The sequence below is a fragment of the Rhizobacter koreensis genome, assembly GCF_013366375.1.
Classification (GTDB): Bacteria; Pseudomonadota; Gammaproteobacteria; order Burkholderiales; family Burkholderiaceae_C; genus Schlegelella_A; species Schlegelella_A koreensis.
On record NZ_JABWMJ010000005.1, the window covers coordinates 39374 to 52824 of the forward strand.

Consider the following 13451-nt stretch of genomic DNA (forward strand, 5'->3'; position numbering starts at 1 on the left):
GGCCCAGCCGTGTTCATTTCCGAAGCCTACGCACAAGCCGCGCCTCCCGCCGCGGGGACCGACTCGGGGATGGGCGCGCTCGGCGGTCTCTCGGGCATGCTGCCGCTGCTGCTGATGTTCGCGGTGCTGTACTTCATCATGATCCGGCCGCAGATGCGCCGGCAGAAGGAGCACAAGGCGATGATCGAGGCCCTCGCCAAGGGCGACGAGGTCGTCACGTCGGGCGGGCTGCTCGGCCGCATCTCCAAGCTCGGCGAGACCTTCGTCTCGATCGAGGTCGCCAGCGGGGTCGAGATCCAGATCCAGCGCGCCGCGGTGGTCCAGGTGATGCCCAAGGGCACCCTCAAGTGAACACGGCGGGACCTGCCCCGGGAGTCGCGTCGTGAACCGCTATCCGATCTGGAAGTACGCGATCCTCGTGGTCGCGCTGCTCGTCGGCGTGATCTACACGCTGCCCAACTTCTTCCCCGAAGCGCCTGCGGTGCAGGTCAGCAGCGCCAAGGCGACGCTCAAGGTCGACGCCGCGCTCGAGAAGCGGGTCGCGCAGATCCTCAAGGACGCCGGCCTCGCGGCCGACTTCGTGCGCTTCGAGGGCAACTCGGTCAAGGCGCGCTTCGCCGACCTGGACACCCAGGCCAAGGCCAAGGACGCACTCTCGGCCGCGCTCAACCGCGACCCGCAGGACCCCAACTACGTCGTCGCGCTCAACCTGCTCTCGCGCACGCCGGCCTGGCTGAGCAAGCTCGGCGCGGCGCCGATGTTCCTCGGCCTCGACCTGCGCGGCGGGGTGCACTTCCTGATGCAGGTCGACATGCAGGCCGCGCTGACCAAGCGCGCCGAGGCGCTGACCGGCGACGTACGCCTGATGCTGCGCGACAAGAACGTCCGTCATGCCGGCATCACGCGCGACGGCAACGACGTCGACGTCAAGTTCCGCGACCGCGAGACGCTGGTCGCGGCGCTTCGCGTGCTGCAGGACCAGCTGCCCGATCTCGACTGGATCGAGGGCGCCGACCCGGCCGGCATGAAGCTCACGGGCCGCCTCAAGCCCGAGGCGGCGCGTCGCGTGCAGGGTGCGGCGATCACCCAGAACATCACGACGCTGCACAACCGCGTCAACGAGCTCGGCGTCGCCGAGCCGGTGATCCAGCAGCAGGGCCCCGACCGCGTGCTGATCGAGCTCCCGGGCATCCAGGACACCGCGCGCGCCAAGCAGATCATCGGTCGCACCGCGACGCTCGAGCTGCGCATGGTCGACGACAGCGTCGAGGCGCAGAGCGCCGCGCGCGGCAACGGCCCGGTTCCGTTCGGCACCGAGCGCTACACCGAACGCGGCGGCCTGCCGCTGATCGTGAAGCGCCAGGTGGTGCTGACCGGCGAGAGCCTGACCGACGCGCAGCCCGGCTTCGACGACAAGCAGCAGCCGGCGGTGCACCTCACCGTCGACAGCAACGGCGCGCGCATCATGCGCGACATCTCGCGCGAGAACATCGGCAAGCGCATGGCGATCCTGCTCTTCGAGAAGGGCAAGGGCGAAGTCGTGACGGCGCCGGTGATCCGCGGCGAGCTGGGCTCGCGCTTCCAGATCTCCGGCGCGATGACCACGCAGGAAGCCAACGACACCGCGCTGCTGCTGCGCGCCGGTTCGCTCGCGGCGCCGATGGAGATCATCCAGGAGAGCACGATCGGCCCGAGCCTGGGCGCCGAGAACATCGGCAAGGGCTTCAACAGCGTGCTGTACGGCTTCATCGCGATCGCGGTGTTCATGTGCGTCTACTACCTGCTGTTCGGCGTGTTTTCGACGCTCGCGCTCGGCTTCAACCTGCTGCTGCTGGTGGCCCTGCTGTCGATGCTGCAGGCGACGCTGACGCTGCCGGGCATCGCGGCGATCGCGCTCACGCTGGGCATGGCGATCGACGCCAACGTGCTGATCAACGAACGGGTGCGCGAGGAACTGCGCTCCGGCGCGGCACCGCAGGTCGCGATCCACACCGGCTACGAACGCGCGTGGGCGACCATCCTCGACTCGAACATCACGACCCTCATCGCCGGCATCGCGCTGCTCGCGTTCGGCTCCGGGCCGGTGCGCGGCTTCGCGATCGTCCACTGCCTGGGCATCCTCACGTCGATGTTCTCGGCGGTCGTGTTCTCGCGCGGCCTCGTCAACCTCTGGTACGGCCGCAAGAAGCGCCTGCAGAGCGTCTCGATCGGCCAGGTCTGGAAGCCGACGCCGGGCGCCCCGGCCAAGGCCTGACCTCCAACCCCTGCGGCATCCGGCCGGCCCGCTGCCTTCGTGGCGGGCCGGCTCACTTCTGAGAGCAAGCGATGGAATTCTTCCGGATCCGGCGTGACATCCCGTTCATGCGGCACGCGCTGGTGCTCAACGTCATCTCGGCGGTGACGTTCCTGGCTGCGGTCTTCTTCCTTGCCACGCGCGGCCTGCACTTCTCGATCGAGTTCACCGGCGGCACGCTGCTCGAGACGAGCTATGCGAACGCCGCCGACGTGCCGAAGATCCGCTCGACCGTCGAGCGCATGGGCATCAGCGGCGCGACGGTCCAACCGTTCGGCAGCTCGCGCGACGTGCTGATCCGCCTGCCGGCGAGCGGCGCGGGGGCGCAGGCCGATGTCGTCACGCGCGTGTTCGGCGAGCTGTGCCGGGCCGAAGGCGGCAGCGTCGAGACGCGCGCCAGCACCTCGAGCACGGGCGAGGCGAGCACGCGTCAGGCGTGCACCGCCGCGGGTGGCGCCGAGCCGGTGCGCCTGCAGCGCAACGAGGTGGTCGGCCCGCAGGTGGGCCGCGAGCTCGCCGAGGACGGCGCGAAGGCGCTCGCCTTCGTGGTCATCGGCATCATGATCTACCTCGCGTTCCGCTTCGAGTGGAAGTTCGCGGTCGCCGCGATCGTCGCGAACCTGCACGACGTCATCATCATCCTGGGGTTCTTCGCCTTCTTCCAGTGGGAGTTCTCGCTCTCGGTGCTCGCAGGCGTGCTGGCGGTGCTGGGCTACTCGGTGAACGAGTCGGTCGTCATCTTCGACCGGATCCGCGAAGCGTTCCGGCGCTTTCGCAAGATGAACACGCGCGAGGTGATCGACCACGCGATCACCAGCACGATCAGTCGCACCGTCATCACCCACGGCAGCACGCAGATGATGGTGCTGTCGATGCTGGTGTTCGGCGGCGAGACGCTCAAGTACTTCGCGGTCGCCCTGACCATCGGCATCTGCTTCGGCATCTACTCGTCGGTGTTCGTTGCCGCGGCCATCGCGATGTGGCTGGGCGTCAAGCGCGAGGACCTCATCAAGCCGGGCCGCAAGGAGACCGATCCGGACGACCCGAACGCGGGAGCGGTGGTGTAGAGTCCCCTCGACTCTGCAGGACGAGCGCGCCCCTTCCTCATGCCGACCCCCGCCAACCCGACGGCATTGGCCCAGCAGGCGAGGCGGTCTTACGCGGAGCGGTTGCTAGGCGGGATGCCTGCCATCGTGCAGGCGGTCGACCAGGGCGCCAAACTGCTGGCCGCGAGCGTCGCCGAGCCGGCGCTCGCGATGAAGCGGCGCGAGTTGCTGCCGGTCCTGCAGGTGGCGCTGCCGATGTGGCTGCAGGGCATGGCGCAGGTGCTGCGCGGCGCGGTCTCGAACGGCCTGGTGTCGGCCACCCGGCTCGGCGACCTCCCGCTGCCGGCGGCGCCGAACAAGCTCAGCCTCGTCGACGACGACACCATCGAGCACGAGATCCTGAGCTCGCGCCTGGCGCTGGCGATGATGGACCGGGCCTCGTGGGAGTTCACCGACCTGCGTTCGCGCATGAACGTGCTCGAGGGGCGCGACGAGCTCGACCCGAACGACATCCTGCGCCCGCACGTGTTCGCGCGCATCGTCACCTCGGCGTGGCTTTCGGCGCCGCTGACGCTCGACGCCTGGCGCACGCTGCAGTCGGTGCTGCACGACGAGTTCTCGCACTTCGCCGAAGAGGCATACCACGAGACCAACCGCTTCCTGATCGAGCGCAAGGTGCTCCCCGAGGTCGACCTCAGACCGTTCATCCGGCGCACCAGCCATGGTCGGACCGATGGCGGTGCGTCGACCGTGCTCGGCTCGGGGATCGCCGACTCGCGGCCGGGCGCGCGCGGCGGCCCGATCCGCAGCGAGGTCGGCGAGGAGACGCGGATGATGACGCGCGCGGCCGGGCTCGCGCACGGTCCCGACCAGCCGGAGGCGATCGTCGGCCGGCTGAATCGCCTGATCGCGCGCCAGCTGCCCGAGTTCGTCGACACCTCGCGAGCACGGCCGCCGCCGTCGCCGCGGCTGAACGCCGCGATCGCCGAAGCTCAGGAAGGGCTCGCGCGCCGTGTCGGCGCGGCCGAGCAGGGCATGGTCGGTACGCCGCAGCTGCTGGACGAGCTGCAGCAGCGCAAGAACGCGCTCAAGCAGGCCGCCGCCACGCCGGTCGAGCGCGCGACCATCGAGATCGTCGCGCTGCTGTTCCAGAGCATCCTCACGGAAGACGCGATCCCCGCCACGGTGCGGGTGTGGTTCGCGCGCCTGCAGATGCCGGTGCTGCGCGTCGCCGTCTCGGAGCCCGACTTCTTCGCCACGGTCGACCACCCGGCACGCCGCCTCATCGACCGCATGGGCTCGTGCGTGATGGGCTTCGACTCCGGAACGCGCGTCGTCGGCGACCTGCTCGAGAAGGAGATCAAGCGCGTCGTGCAGGTCGTCGAGGCCTACCCCGACACCGGCCGGCGCGTGTTCCAGACCGTGCTCGGCGAGTTCGAGAAGTTCCTCGAGCACTATTTCCGCAACGAGAACGAGGCGAGCAGGAAGGGCGTCTCGCTGGCCCAGCAGGTCGAGCAACGCGAGACGATGGCGATCCAGTTCACCATCGAGCTGCGCAAGATGCTCAACGAGGTGCCGGTCCAGGAAGGCATCCGTGACTTCCTGTTCCACGTCTGGGCCGACGTGCTCGCGACCACCGCCGTCAAGTCGGGGTTGCAGAGCGACGCCACCAAGGACATGAAGCGCGCTGCCGCCGACCTCATCTGGTCCGCGAGCGCCAAGGTGTCGCGCGCCGAGCGCGCCGAGGTGATCCGGCGCCTGCCGCCGCTCCTCAAGACGCTGCGCGACGGCATGGACGAGGCCGGCATCCCGATCCCGAAACAGGACGAGCACATCCAGCGTCTCAACAGCTCGCTGGCCGCGGCGTTCACGGCCAAGACCGCGGCGATCTCGCACGAGCGCCTGGACGAGCTGATGAATCGCCTGGAGACGCTCGAGGAACTGCTGCCCGAGGCCGAGGACGTCGAGATCGACGAGTCGCTCGTGCTCGACCTGTCGGGCCACGAGAGTTCGGAGCTCGAAGTCGTCGCCGAAGGCGGATCGATGCCGACGCCGGCAATGCTCGCGTGGGCCCGCGAGCTGCAGGTCGGCAGCTGGTACATGCTCGACTACCGCAACCGCAACGAGGCGGTGCAGCTCGCCTGGCAGGGCCTCCGGCGCCAGCTCACGCTGTTCGTGTCGCCGCAAGGCCGTGGCGTGCTGTTCCAGCAGCACCGCCTCGCCGCGTTCCTGCAGGCCGGCCTTCTGGTGCCGGCGCAGGACGAGTCGCTGACCGTCAAGGCGACGCGCAGCGCGATGGCCAAGCTCGACTCGGACCCGAGTCGGCTGGTCAGCTAACGCGAATCGAAGAGCGCCGTCTCGGCGCGGCGCGGGCCCCGGCTCGCCAGGCGAGGCCAAACGAGGCGACTTCCGGAAGGGTGCGCACCGACTCGATCCGCACGTGGCAACGAGGCATCGCTCGTCGTCGCGCGCAGCCCGATCAGGGCGGCGCCGCACACGGCCGTTCAGTGGATCAGCCGATCCTCTTCGTCGACGAAAAGCTCGTCGAGGATCAGCGCGTCGGGTTCCTCGCCGAGGCTCCAAAAGACCATCAGGACGATGATCTTGAGGTCTTCGAGGTTGAGCGGACCGCCCGGGATCGCGCTCGCGCGGTCGATCACCATCTCGCGCATCGGCGGCGGCAGGACGCCGGCCGATTCGAGGAAGCTGATGAAGCCGATCGAGGCGTCGCCGAGGTGCTCCTGCTCGACCGGGGCGTAGACGCGCACGCTCTGCGCGCCCTGCTCGCCGACGTGCGACTGCGCGACGGCGGCGACGCCGTCGAGCCACGTCAGCGCCTCTTCGATTTCGTCGGACTCGAAGCCGACGGACGAGAGCTTGCGGGTCAGCTGGTCGTGCTCGGGGCACGCGTCTGGCCGCCAGTAGTTCTCGTACAGGTAAACGAGCACGTCGAACATGCGGGCCACTATAACGCAGTGAATTCAGCCGGCTGCGGGCATTGTTATCGGCCGCCGGGGGCCGCTGGAGGGCGCCCGCCGGAGCCGACGTCAGCCATGTGCGACGCGCTGGAAGCGCTGTCCGGGAAGCCGCTTCACGCGGCCTTCGAGCTCATGGTCGAGCAGGCGCACGCTCAGCTCGCCGGCGCTCAGGCCCGTGCGCTCCACCAGGCTGTCGATCGAGATCGGATCGAAGCCGAGCGCGGCGAGCAGCGCGTCTTCCTTCGCTGGCGGGGCGGCGGTCGCCACCGCGCGCGGCAGGGCCGGCGCGCTCGTGACGCCGAGTTCGTCGAGGACGTCGGCGGCGCTGTCGACCAGCTTGGCGCCCTGCTTGATGAGCGCGTGGCAGCCGCGCGCGAGCGGCGAGTGGATCGAGCCCGGGATCGCGAAGACGTCGCGACCGGCCTCGGCGGCGAGCCGCGCGGTGATCAGCGAACCGGATTCGAGCGCGGCCTCGACGACCAGCGTGCCGCGCGTGAGGCCCGCGATGATGCGGTTGCGGCTCGGGAAGTGCGGCGGCAGCGGCGGCGTGCCGATCGGCAACTCGCTGACGATGAGTCCGGCGGCAGCGATGCGGTGGGCGAGCTTGAGGTGGCTCTTCGGGTAGACGCGGTCGAGGCCGGTGCCCACCACCGCGACCGTCGACCCGCTGCCGTCGAGCGCGCCGTCGTGCGCCGCACCGTCGATGCCGAGCGCGAGGCCCGACACCACCGTCAGCCCGGAGCGGCTCAGCGCGGCTGCGAACGCGCGCGCGTCCGCAAGTCCCTGCGGCGTCGGGTTGCGGCTGCCGACCACCGCGACCGCGTCGGCCTGCAGCAGATCGACGTGCCCTTCGGCGTAGAGGAGCAGTGGGGGATCGGCGCTTTCGAGCAGCAGGCGCGGGTAGCGCGAGTCGCCGAGCACGATGATGTCGCGCCGTTCCGCGCCGGCCTGCAGCCACTCGAGGGTGCGCACCAGCAGGTCCTCGATCTCGGGAGCAGGACCGGCGAGTGCCGCAGCCGTGCGCTCACCGACGACGGCACGACGCTCGGCGACGCCGGCGGCGAGCACCGCCGGTGCGCTGCCGAACGCGGCCAGCAGCTGCCGGGCGCCTTCGCGGCCGACGCCCGGCGCCTCGACGAGGCGCAGCCAGGCCGCGAGCTCGTCAGGCTCCATCAAGGGCGCATCAGGGTTGCGTGAAGCGGTCGCCGGGCTTGACCGGTTCCTGCACCTGCATGATCAGCGCGTACGACATGCGGTCGAACACGCGGAACACGAACAGCACGCCATGGCGCTCGTCGGGCAGCCTGATGCGCTCGCGGCCGCCGTCGGTGCGGTCGAGCACCGAGCTGCCGCTGCGCCACAGCGCGAGCACGTGGCCGCGCTCGATGCCGTCGCGCGCACCCTTGTTGAGGGCGACGATCTGGTTCTGGCCGGCGGTCAGGGCGTCGCCGTAGATCGAGACGATGCGGCCGTCCATCGGAGCGGCCGGCGCGTGCGGCGCGTAGTTCGAGTAGTCGCGCGGCGGCACCGGCGCGAGGCGGTCGCCGATGCCGGCTTCCTGGCGAATGCTGGTGACGGTGAACGTCGCCGGCACGATCTCGGGCTTGCCGTCGGCACCGGTGCGGGTCTCGCCCTGGCGCACGTACTCGGACGAGCCGACGTAGGTGGCCTCGTAGCCGAGCACCTCGTTGGTGGTCGGGTCCTTCAGCGCGCGCGGCGTGCGGAAGATGCGGTACTCGCGCTGGCCGCCGAGTTCGCCGCGAACGTACGCAATGTCGCCACGCGACAGCATCACCCGGCCCTCCTGGGCGGCGACGATGCGCGGCGCCGCGCTGAGCTCGTTGGTCTCGAAGATCACCGCCTCGTTGAGGAACGGCTCGATCAGGTTGAACGGAATCGATGAGATGCCGTCGAGCGCGACCGCTTCCGAGCGCACGCGCGGGCTCAGCCTGGCGTCGCCGAGCGGGCCGCCGCCGTCGACGCGGCGGCCGAGGCGCAGGCGCGCGCGGCCGTCGGAGGTGTCGAGCACGAGCACCTGGCCGGGGTAGATGAGGTGCGGGTTGCGAACCTGCTCGAGGTTCATGCCCCAGAGCTCGGGCCAGCGCCACGGGCTCTTGATGAACATCGCCGAGATGTCCCACAGCGTGTCGCGCGGGCGGACCGTGTACGTGTCGGGCGCGTTGGGAACCAGCTCGGACACCGGAATGCCGGTTTCCGCCGTGCGCGCGGCGATGCTGCGCTGCTCGGGGGTGACCGGATAGTTCGCTGCGTGCGCCGCCGGCGCGGCGAGCGCCAGCGCGAGCTGAGCCGCGGCGACGGCGCCCCCGGTCGTGAGGGCGAAGCGGATACGACGACTCATAGGAAGCAGGTCTCGATGGGTGGCGGCACGCCGGATGGCGCGAGTGAAAGCGCGGAGGGATTCTCGATGGCGGCTCCGCAGCATCGAGCCGGATCGGCGAAAATGCTCACTCGGTTTGGCAAATTCTGCCGGTAAAGCCTTGATATCGCAATGAAAGTGCCCTGCTGAAGGGCATACCTGTGAGACCCGTCACGGGCTCGCGCGTTGCGCAGTTTCCACAGCCCGTCACGCCGCGTGTGCGGCGCGCGTGCACCATCCCGACCATGGCCAAGCTCTCGATCCTTCGCTTTCCCGATCCGCGCCTGCACCGTGTCGCCGCGCCGGTGAAGGAGGTCGACGAGCGCATCCGCACGCTCGTCGACGACATGCTCGAGACCATGTACGCGGCCGAGGGCGTCGGCCTCGCGGCGACCCAGGTCGACGTACACGAGCGCGTGATCGTGATCGACGTCTCCGAGTCGCGCGACCAGCCGCTGGTGTTGATCAACCCCGAGCTCGTCGCCCGGAGCGACGAGATGGTGGTCGGCGACGAAGGGTGCCTCTCCGTGCCCGAGATCTTCGACAAGGTGCCGCGCCATGCCCGCGTGACCGTTCGTGCGCTCGGTCGCGACGGCGCCGTGCAGGAGTTCGACGCGGAGGGCTTGCTCTCGGTGTGCGTGCAGCACGAGATGGACCACCTGCTCGGCAAGGTGTTCGTCGAATACCTGAGCCCGCTCAAGCGGCAGCGCATCAAGACCCGGATGCTGAAGAAGGCGCGCGAAGAGGTCGCCTGATGCGGGTCGCCTTCGCCGGCACGCCCGAGTTCGCCGAGCGTGCGCTGGCCGCGATCCATGCGGCGGGCCACAAGGTGCCGCTGGTGCTGACGCAGCCTGACCGGCCCGCGGGACGCGGCCTCAAGCTGCAGCCGTCGCCGGTGAAGGCCTTCGCGCTGGCGCACGACATCGCGGTTGCGCAGCCGCGCAGCCTCCGCCTCGACGGCAGGTTCACCGACGACGCCGAGGCGGCACGCGAGGCTCTCGAGGCTGCGGCCGCCGACGTGATGGTGGTCGCCGCCTACGGGCTCATCCTGCCGGAGTGGGTGCTCGCGCAGCCGCGCCATGGCTGCATCAACATCCACGCCTCGCTGCTGCCGCGATGGCGCGGCGCCGCGCCGGTGCAGCGCGCGATCGAGGCGGGCGACGCCGAGACCGGCATCTCGATCATGCAGATGGACCGTGGACTCGACACCGGCGACGTGCTGCTGGTCGAGGCCCTGCCGATCGGCGCCGGCGACACCGCCGGCACGCTGACCGAGCGTCTCGCCGATCGCGGTGGCCGGCTCGTCGTCGATGCGCTGGCGCGGCTCGACGCCGGTGATGTCATGCGCACGCCGCAGCCCCAGGCCGGCGTCACCTACGCCAGCAAGGTCCTCAAGAGCGAGGCGCCGATCGACTGGCGCCAGCCTGCGGTGCGGATCGAGCGTCGCATCCGCGCGTTCGACCCGTTCCCCGGCGCGAGCGGCGTGCTCGGCGGCGAGACGGTCAAGTGCTGGCGTGCGGAGTGCGTCGCCGGCAGCGGCGCGCCGGGCGAGGTGATCGGCGTGCAGGCCGATGGGCTGGTCGTCGCCTGCGGCGAGGGCGCCTTGCGCCTGACCGAACTGCAGCGGCCGGCCGGGCGACGCCTGCCCGCGGCAGCGTTCCTGCAGCGCGGTTCGGTGCGGATCGGCGATCGCTTCGCGTTGCCCGATGCGGTCGCGGCCGACGAGCCTTTCCCCGGCTGACCGCTCGGGGCGGCGCAGCCGTCGCCGCCGGGCCTGGGTCGGGCACCCGGCACGCCCGGGCCAAAGCCCCTGCGCGGCGCCTGCCGTCGCGCTCGCGCACCATCGGGTTTGAACCGGGCGCCGCGGACTGCATCTAAGCGGCGTTCGCAGTCCACCAACGAGGCTCACCCAGCGATGTTCAATCTACTCAAGACCGCCGTGCTGATGGCCGCCATCACCGGCCTCTTCCTCGCGATCGGCGCGGCACTCGGCGGCACGCAGGGAATGACGCTGGCGCTGCTGTTCGCGCTGGCGCTCAACTTCTTCAGCTACTGGTACTCCGACAAGCTGGTGCTGAAGATGTACAACGCGCAGGAGGTCGACGAGTCGTCGGCGCCGCAGTTCGTCGGCATGGTGCGCGAGCTCGCCGAGCGCGCCGGGCTCCCGATGCCGCGCGTCTACATCATCGAGGAGTCGGCGCCGAACGCGTTCGCGACCGGCCGCAACCCGCAGAACGCCGCGGTCGCCGCGACGACCGGGATCATGCAGGTGCTGAGCGCGCGCGAGCTGCGCGGGGTGATGGCGCACGAGCTCGCCCACGTGAAGCACCGCGACATCCTGATCTCGACGATCAGCGCGACCATGGCCGGTGCGATCTCGATGCTCGCCAACTTCGCGATGCTGTTCGGCGGCCGCGACTCCGAGGGGCGCCCCGCGAACCCGCTGGTCGGCATCCTCGTCATGATGCTGGCGCCGCTCGCCGCCGGCCTGATCCAGATGGCGATCAGCCGGGCGCGCGAGTTCGAGGCCGACCGCGGCGGCGCCGAGCTGTCCGGCGATCCGCAGGCGCTCGCGTCGGCGCTGCAGAAGATCGAGCGCTATGCGCGCGGCTACGCGCTCGAGGCGGCCGAACGCAACCCGGCGACCGCGCAGATGATGATCGTCAACCCGCTCTCGGGCGGCGGTCTGCGCGGCCTCTTCTCGACGCACCCGTCGACCGAGGAACGCGTCGAGCGCCTGCTCGCGATGAGCCGGGGCAGCGTGCGCTGACCAGAACGCCCGGCGTCCGCCGCCCCGGGCGTCGGGCGCTCGGCGAGCCGGCGACACGCTCCGAGCGTGACGAGTGCCCGCTCGCGTCGCCTCCTGCGTCGCGCCGCTCAAGTCGCCGCGGTGGCGGTCGATAAGGACGCATATCGCCGTCCCGCCATGTCCCGCTTCGCCTCATCCCTCGTCCTCGCCTCGCTGCTGCTGCTTGCCGGCTGCGAGATGCTGGGCATCGAGTCGCCCGAGAAGGTCGCCGCCGCGCGCGAGGCCGACGGCAAGGCGATCGGCGGCGCGTGCCGGCATGCCGCGCGCGCGATCGAGGACTGCTACGCGCTCAACAAGAAGGCCGATCGCGCGGCGATCTTCGCCGGCTGGCGCGACATGAACGACTACATGCGCGAGAACAAGATCGAGCCGGTGCCGCCGCAGATCGCCGGCAAGCCCGCACCGACCGCGCCCCGCGTCGCCGAGGACGAGGCCGAGTCCGAGCCCGCGCCGAAGGCCAAGGTCGCAGGTGCCAAGCCGCCGCGCGACGGCAAGCACGAGGGCTCCTGAGCCGTCGGGCGGCAAGCGCCGCCAGAACGGCATGCGGCGCGCGTGCCCGGCCCGGGGCCGTCGCGAGGGCGCCCACGCAGCGAGCGGCGTCATCGAGCGCGCCGGCATGCGACCGTAAACTGCGCGCTTTGCCCGGCGTTGCCATGCACGTTCTCCGTTTCACCGACCTGATCGACTCCGGCCGTGTCGCCGGCAAGCGTGTCTTCATCCGCGCCGACCTCAACGTGCCGCTCGACGACGCGGGCCGGATCACCGAGGACACCCGCATTCGCGCCTCGCTGCCGTGCATCGAGCAGGCGCTCGCCGCGGGTGCGGCGGTGATGGTGACGTCGCATCTCGGGCGCCCGAAGGAAGGCGCGCCGCAGCCGGGCGACACGCTGGCGCCGGTCGCCGCCCGCCTGGCGGAACTGCTCGGGCGCGACGTGCCGCTGAAGGCCGATTGGGTCGACGGCGTCGCGGTCGCACCCGGCGAGCTCGTGCTGCTCGAGAACTGCCGGCTCAACGTCGGCGAGAAGAAGAACGACGATGCCCTCGCACGCAAGCTCGGGGCGCTCTGCGACGTCTTCGTGCACGACGCGTTCGGGACCGCGCATCGTGCCGAGGCGTCGACCTACGGCATCGCCGAGTACGCGCCGCTCGCCTGCGCCGGCCCGCTGCTCGCGGCCGAGATGGACGCGATCACGCGTGCGCTCGCCGCCCCGAAGCGGCCGCTGGTCGCGATCGTCGCGGGCAGCAAGGTGTCGACCAAGCTGGCGATCCTGCAGAGCCTCGCGAAGAACGTCGACCAGCTGATCGTCGGCGGCGGCATCGCCAACACGTTCATGCTCGCGAGCGGCCTGCCGATCGGCAAGAGCCTCGCCGAGCACGCGCTGGTCGACGAAGCACGTGCGGTCATCGAGCAGATGCGCGCGCGCGGCGCGGCGGTGCCGATCCCGGTCGACGTCGTTACCGCGACCGCGTTCAGCGCCGACGCCGAGCCGCACGTGAAGGCGGCCGCCGACGTGCAGGAGGCCGACCTGATCCTCGACATCGGCCCGCGCACCGCCGAACAGCTCGCCGAGCAGCTGAAGGCCGCCGGCACCATCGTCTGGAACGGCCCGGTCGGCGTGTTCGAATTCCCCGCCTTCGCCAAGGGGACCGAGGCGATCGCGCGCGCGATCGCGGCGTCGCCGGCATTCAGCATCGCCGGTGGCGGCGACACGCTGGCGGCGATCGCCGCGTTCGGCATCGGCGACGACGTCGACTACATCTCGACGGGCGGCGGCGCCTTCCTCGAGGTGCTCGAAGGGCGCGAGCTGCCGGCGTTCGAGGTGCTGCAGCGTCGGGCCGACGAGGCGATGCGCTAGGCCGATGCGATGGGGTGGCCAGCCACGGCCTTGCCGTGATCACCCTGCAAGCCGACGCGGCGCGTGACTTCGAATAGCGTCCGCAGGCGCTA

12 protein-coding genes are annotated in these 13451 nt (G+C 70.7%); 9 read left to right on the plus strand and 3 right to left on the minus strand.

Annotation, left to right across the window (positions count from 1 at the left end; genetic code table 11):
• The first annotated feature begins 9 nt into the window (after positions 1 to 9).
• From yajC to HQN59_RS11730, 4 genes are all read left to right on the plus strand, one after another.
• The gene (gene yajC / locus HQN59_RS11715; RefSeq protein ID WP_176069288.1) at positions 10 to 351 is read left to right on the plus strand and encodes a preprotein translocase subunit YajC; all 342 of its coding nucleotides are present in this window, start codon (positions 10 to 12) and stop codon (positions 349 to 351) included.
• Positions 352 to 382: 31 nt separating this feature from the next.
• Positions 383 to 2254 carry a protein translocase subunit SecD gene (secD, locus tag HQN59_RS11720; RefSeq protein WP_176069289.1) on the plus strand — a complete coding sequence of 624 codons (1872 nt, stop codon included), beginning with the start codon at positions 383 to 385 and terminating at the stop codon, positions 2252 to 2254.
• A gap of 71 nt (positions 2255 to 2325) precedes the next feature.
• Positions 2326 to 3360 (plus strand): protein translocase subunit SecF, encoded by a 1035-nt coding sequence (gene secF / locus HQN59_RS11725; protein ID WP_176069290.1) that lies wholly within the window; start codon positions 2326 to 2328, stop codon positions 3358 to 3360.
• A 39-nt stretch (positions 3361 to 3399) separates the two neighbouring features.
• Complete coding sequence (locus tag HQN59_RS11730) at positions 3400 to 5676, plus strand: DUF1631 family protein (RefSeq protein ID WP_176069291.1); 2277 nt, start codon at positions 3400 to 3402, stop codon at positions 5674 to 5676.
• 167 nt (positions 5677 to 5843) lie between these two features.
• Here HQN59_RS11730 and HQN59_RS11735 read toward each other — a convergent pair whose 3' ends face one another.
• From HQN59_RS11735 to HQN59_RS11745, 3 genes are all read right to left on the minus strand, one after another.
• The gene (locus HQN59_RS11735) at positions 5844 to 6296 is read right to left on the minus strand and encodes a Smg family protein (RefSeq protein ID WP_176069292.1); all 453 of its coding nucleotides are present in this window, start codon (positions 6294 to 6296) and stop codon (positions 5844 to 5846) included.
• Between the two features lie 90 nt (positions 6297 to 6386).
• Complete coding sequence (gene dprA, locus HQN59_RS11740) at positions 6387 to 7490, minus strand: DNA-processing protein DprA (RefSeq protein WP_176069293.1); 1104 nt, start codon at positions 7488 to 7490, stop codon at positions 6387 to 6389.
• Positions 7491 to 7500: 10 nt separating this feature from the next.
• Complete coding sequence (locus HQN59_RS11745) at positions 7501 to 8676, minus strand: LysM peptidoglycan-binding domain-containing protein (RefSeq protein WP_176069294.1); 1176 nt, start codon at positions 8674 to 8676, stop codon at positions 7501 to 7503.
• Between the two features lie 263 nt (positions 8677 to 8939).
• Here HQN59_RS11745 and def point away from each other — a divergent pair, with 263 nt between their 5' ends.
• The 5 genes from def (at position 8940) to HQN59_RS11770 (ending at position 13359) form a co-directional block, all read left to right on the plus strand.
• Positions 8940 to 9449: a peptide deformylase gene (def, locus tag HQN59_RS11750; protein WP_176069295.1), complete on the plus strand. Its 510-nt coding sequence runs from the start codon at positions 8940 to 8942 to the stop codon at positions 9447 to 9449.
• A complete protein-coding gene (fmt, locus tag HQN59_RS11755; RefSeq protein ID WP_176069296.1) occupies positions 9449 to 10435 on the plus strand; it encodes a methionyl-tRNA formyltransferase in 987 nt (328 codons plus the stop codon). Before def ends, fmt begins: the two co-directional genes overlap by 1 nt.
• 174 nt (positions 10436 to 10609) lie before the next feature.
• The gene (gene htpX / locus HQN59_RS11760) at positions 10610 to 11464 is read left to right on the plus strand and encodes a zinc metalloprotease HtpX (RefSeq protein ID WP_176069297.1); all 855 of its coding nucleotides are present in this window, start codon (positions 10610 to 10612) and stop codon (positions 11462 to 11464) included.
• Between the two features lie 156 nt (positions 11465 to 11620).
• Positions 11621 to 12013: a hypothetical protein gene (locus HQN59_RS11765; protein ID WP_176069298.1), complete on the plus strand. Its 393-nt coding sequence runs from the start codon at positions 11621 to 11623 to the stop codon at positions 12011 to 12013.
• Between the two features lie 143 nt (positions 12014 to 12156).
• Positions 12157 to 13359 carry a phosphoglycerate kinase gene (locus HQN59_RS11770; protein ID WP_176069299.1) on the plus strand — a complete coding sequence of 401 codons (1203 nt, stop codon included), beginning with the start codon at positions 12157 to 12159 and terminating at the stop codon, positions 13357 to 13359.
• The last annotated feature ends 92 nt before the right edge of the window (positions 13360 to 13451 follow it).

Excerpts from the sequence above, each read along its gene's own strand:
- secF (WP_176069290.1), top strand. The coding sequence starts at position 2,326 with ATGGAATTCTTCCGGATCCGGCGTGACATCCCGTTCATGCGGCACGCG.
- HQN59_RS11730 (WP_176069291.1), top strand. The coding sequence starts at position 3,400 with ATGCCGACCCCCGCCAACCCGACGGCATTGGCCCAGCAGGCGAGGCGG.
- HQN59_RS11735 (WP_176069292.1), bottom strand. The coding sequence starts at position 6,296 with ATGTTCGACGTGCTCGTTTACCTGTACGAGAACTACTGGCGGCCAGAC.
- dprA (WP_176069293.1), bottom strand. The coding sequence starts at position 7,490 with ATGGAGCCTGACGAGCTCGCGGCCTGGCTGCGCCTCGTCGAGGCGCCG.
- HQN59_RS11745 (WP_176069294.1), bottom strand. The coding sequence starts at position 8,676 with ATGAGTCGTCGTATCCGCTTCGCCCTCACGACCGGGGGCGCCGTCGCC.
- def (WP_176069295.1), top strand. The coding sequence starts at position 8,940 with ATGGCCAAGCTCTCGATCCTTCGCTTTCCCGATCCGCGCCTGCACCGT.
- fmt (WP_176069296.1), top strand. The coding sequence starts at position 9,449 with ATGCGGGTCGCCTTCGCCGGCACGCCCGAGTTCGCCGAGCGTGCGCTG.
- htpX (WP_176069297.1), top strand. The coding sequence starts at position 10,610 with ATGTTCAATCTACTCAAGACCGCCGTGCTGATGGCCGCCATCACCGGC.
- HQN59_RS11765 (WP_176069298.1), top strand. The coding sequence starts at position 11,621 with ATGTCCCGCTTCGCCTCATCCCTCGTCCTCGCCTCGCTGCTGCTGCTT.
- HQN59_RS11770 (WP_176069299.1), top strand. The coding sequence starts at position 12,157 with ATGCACGTTCTCCGTTTCACCGACCTGATCGACTCCGGCCGTGTCGCC.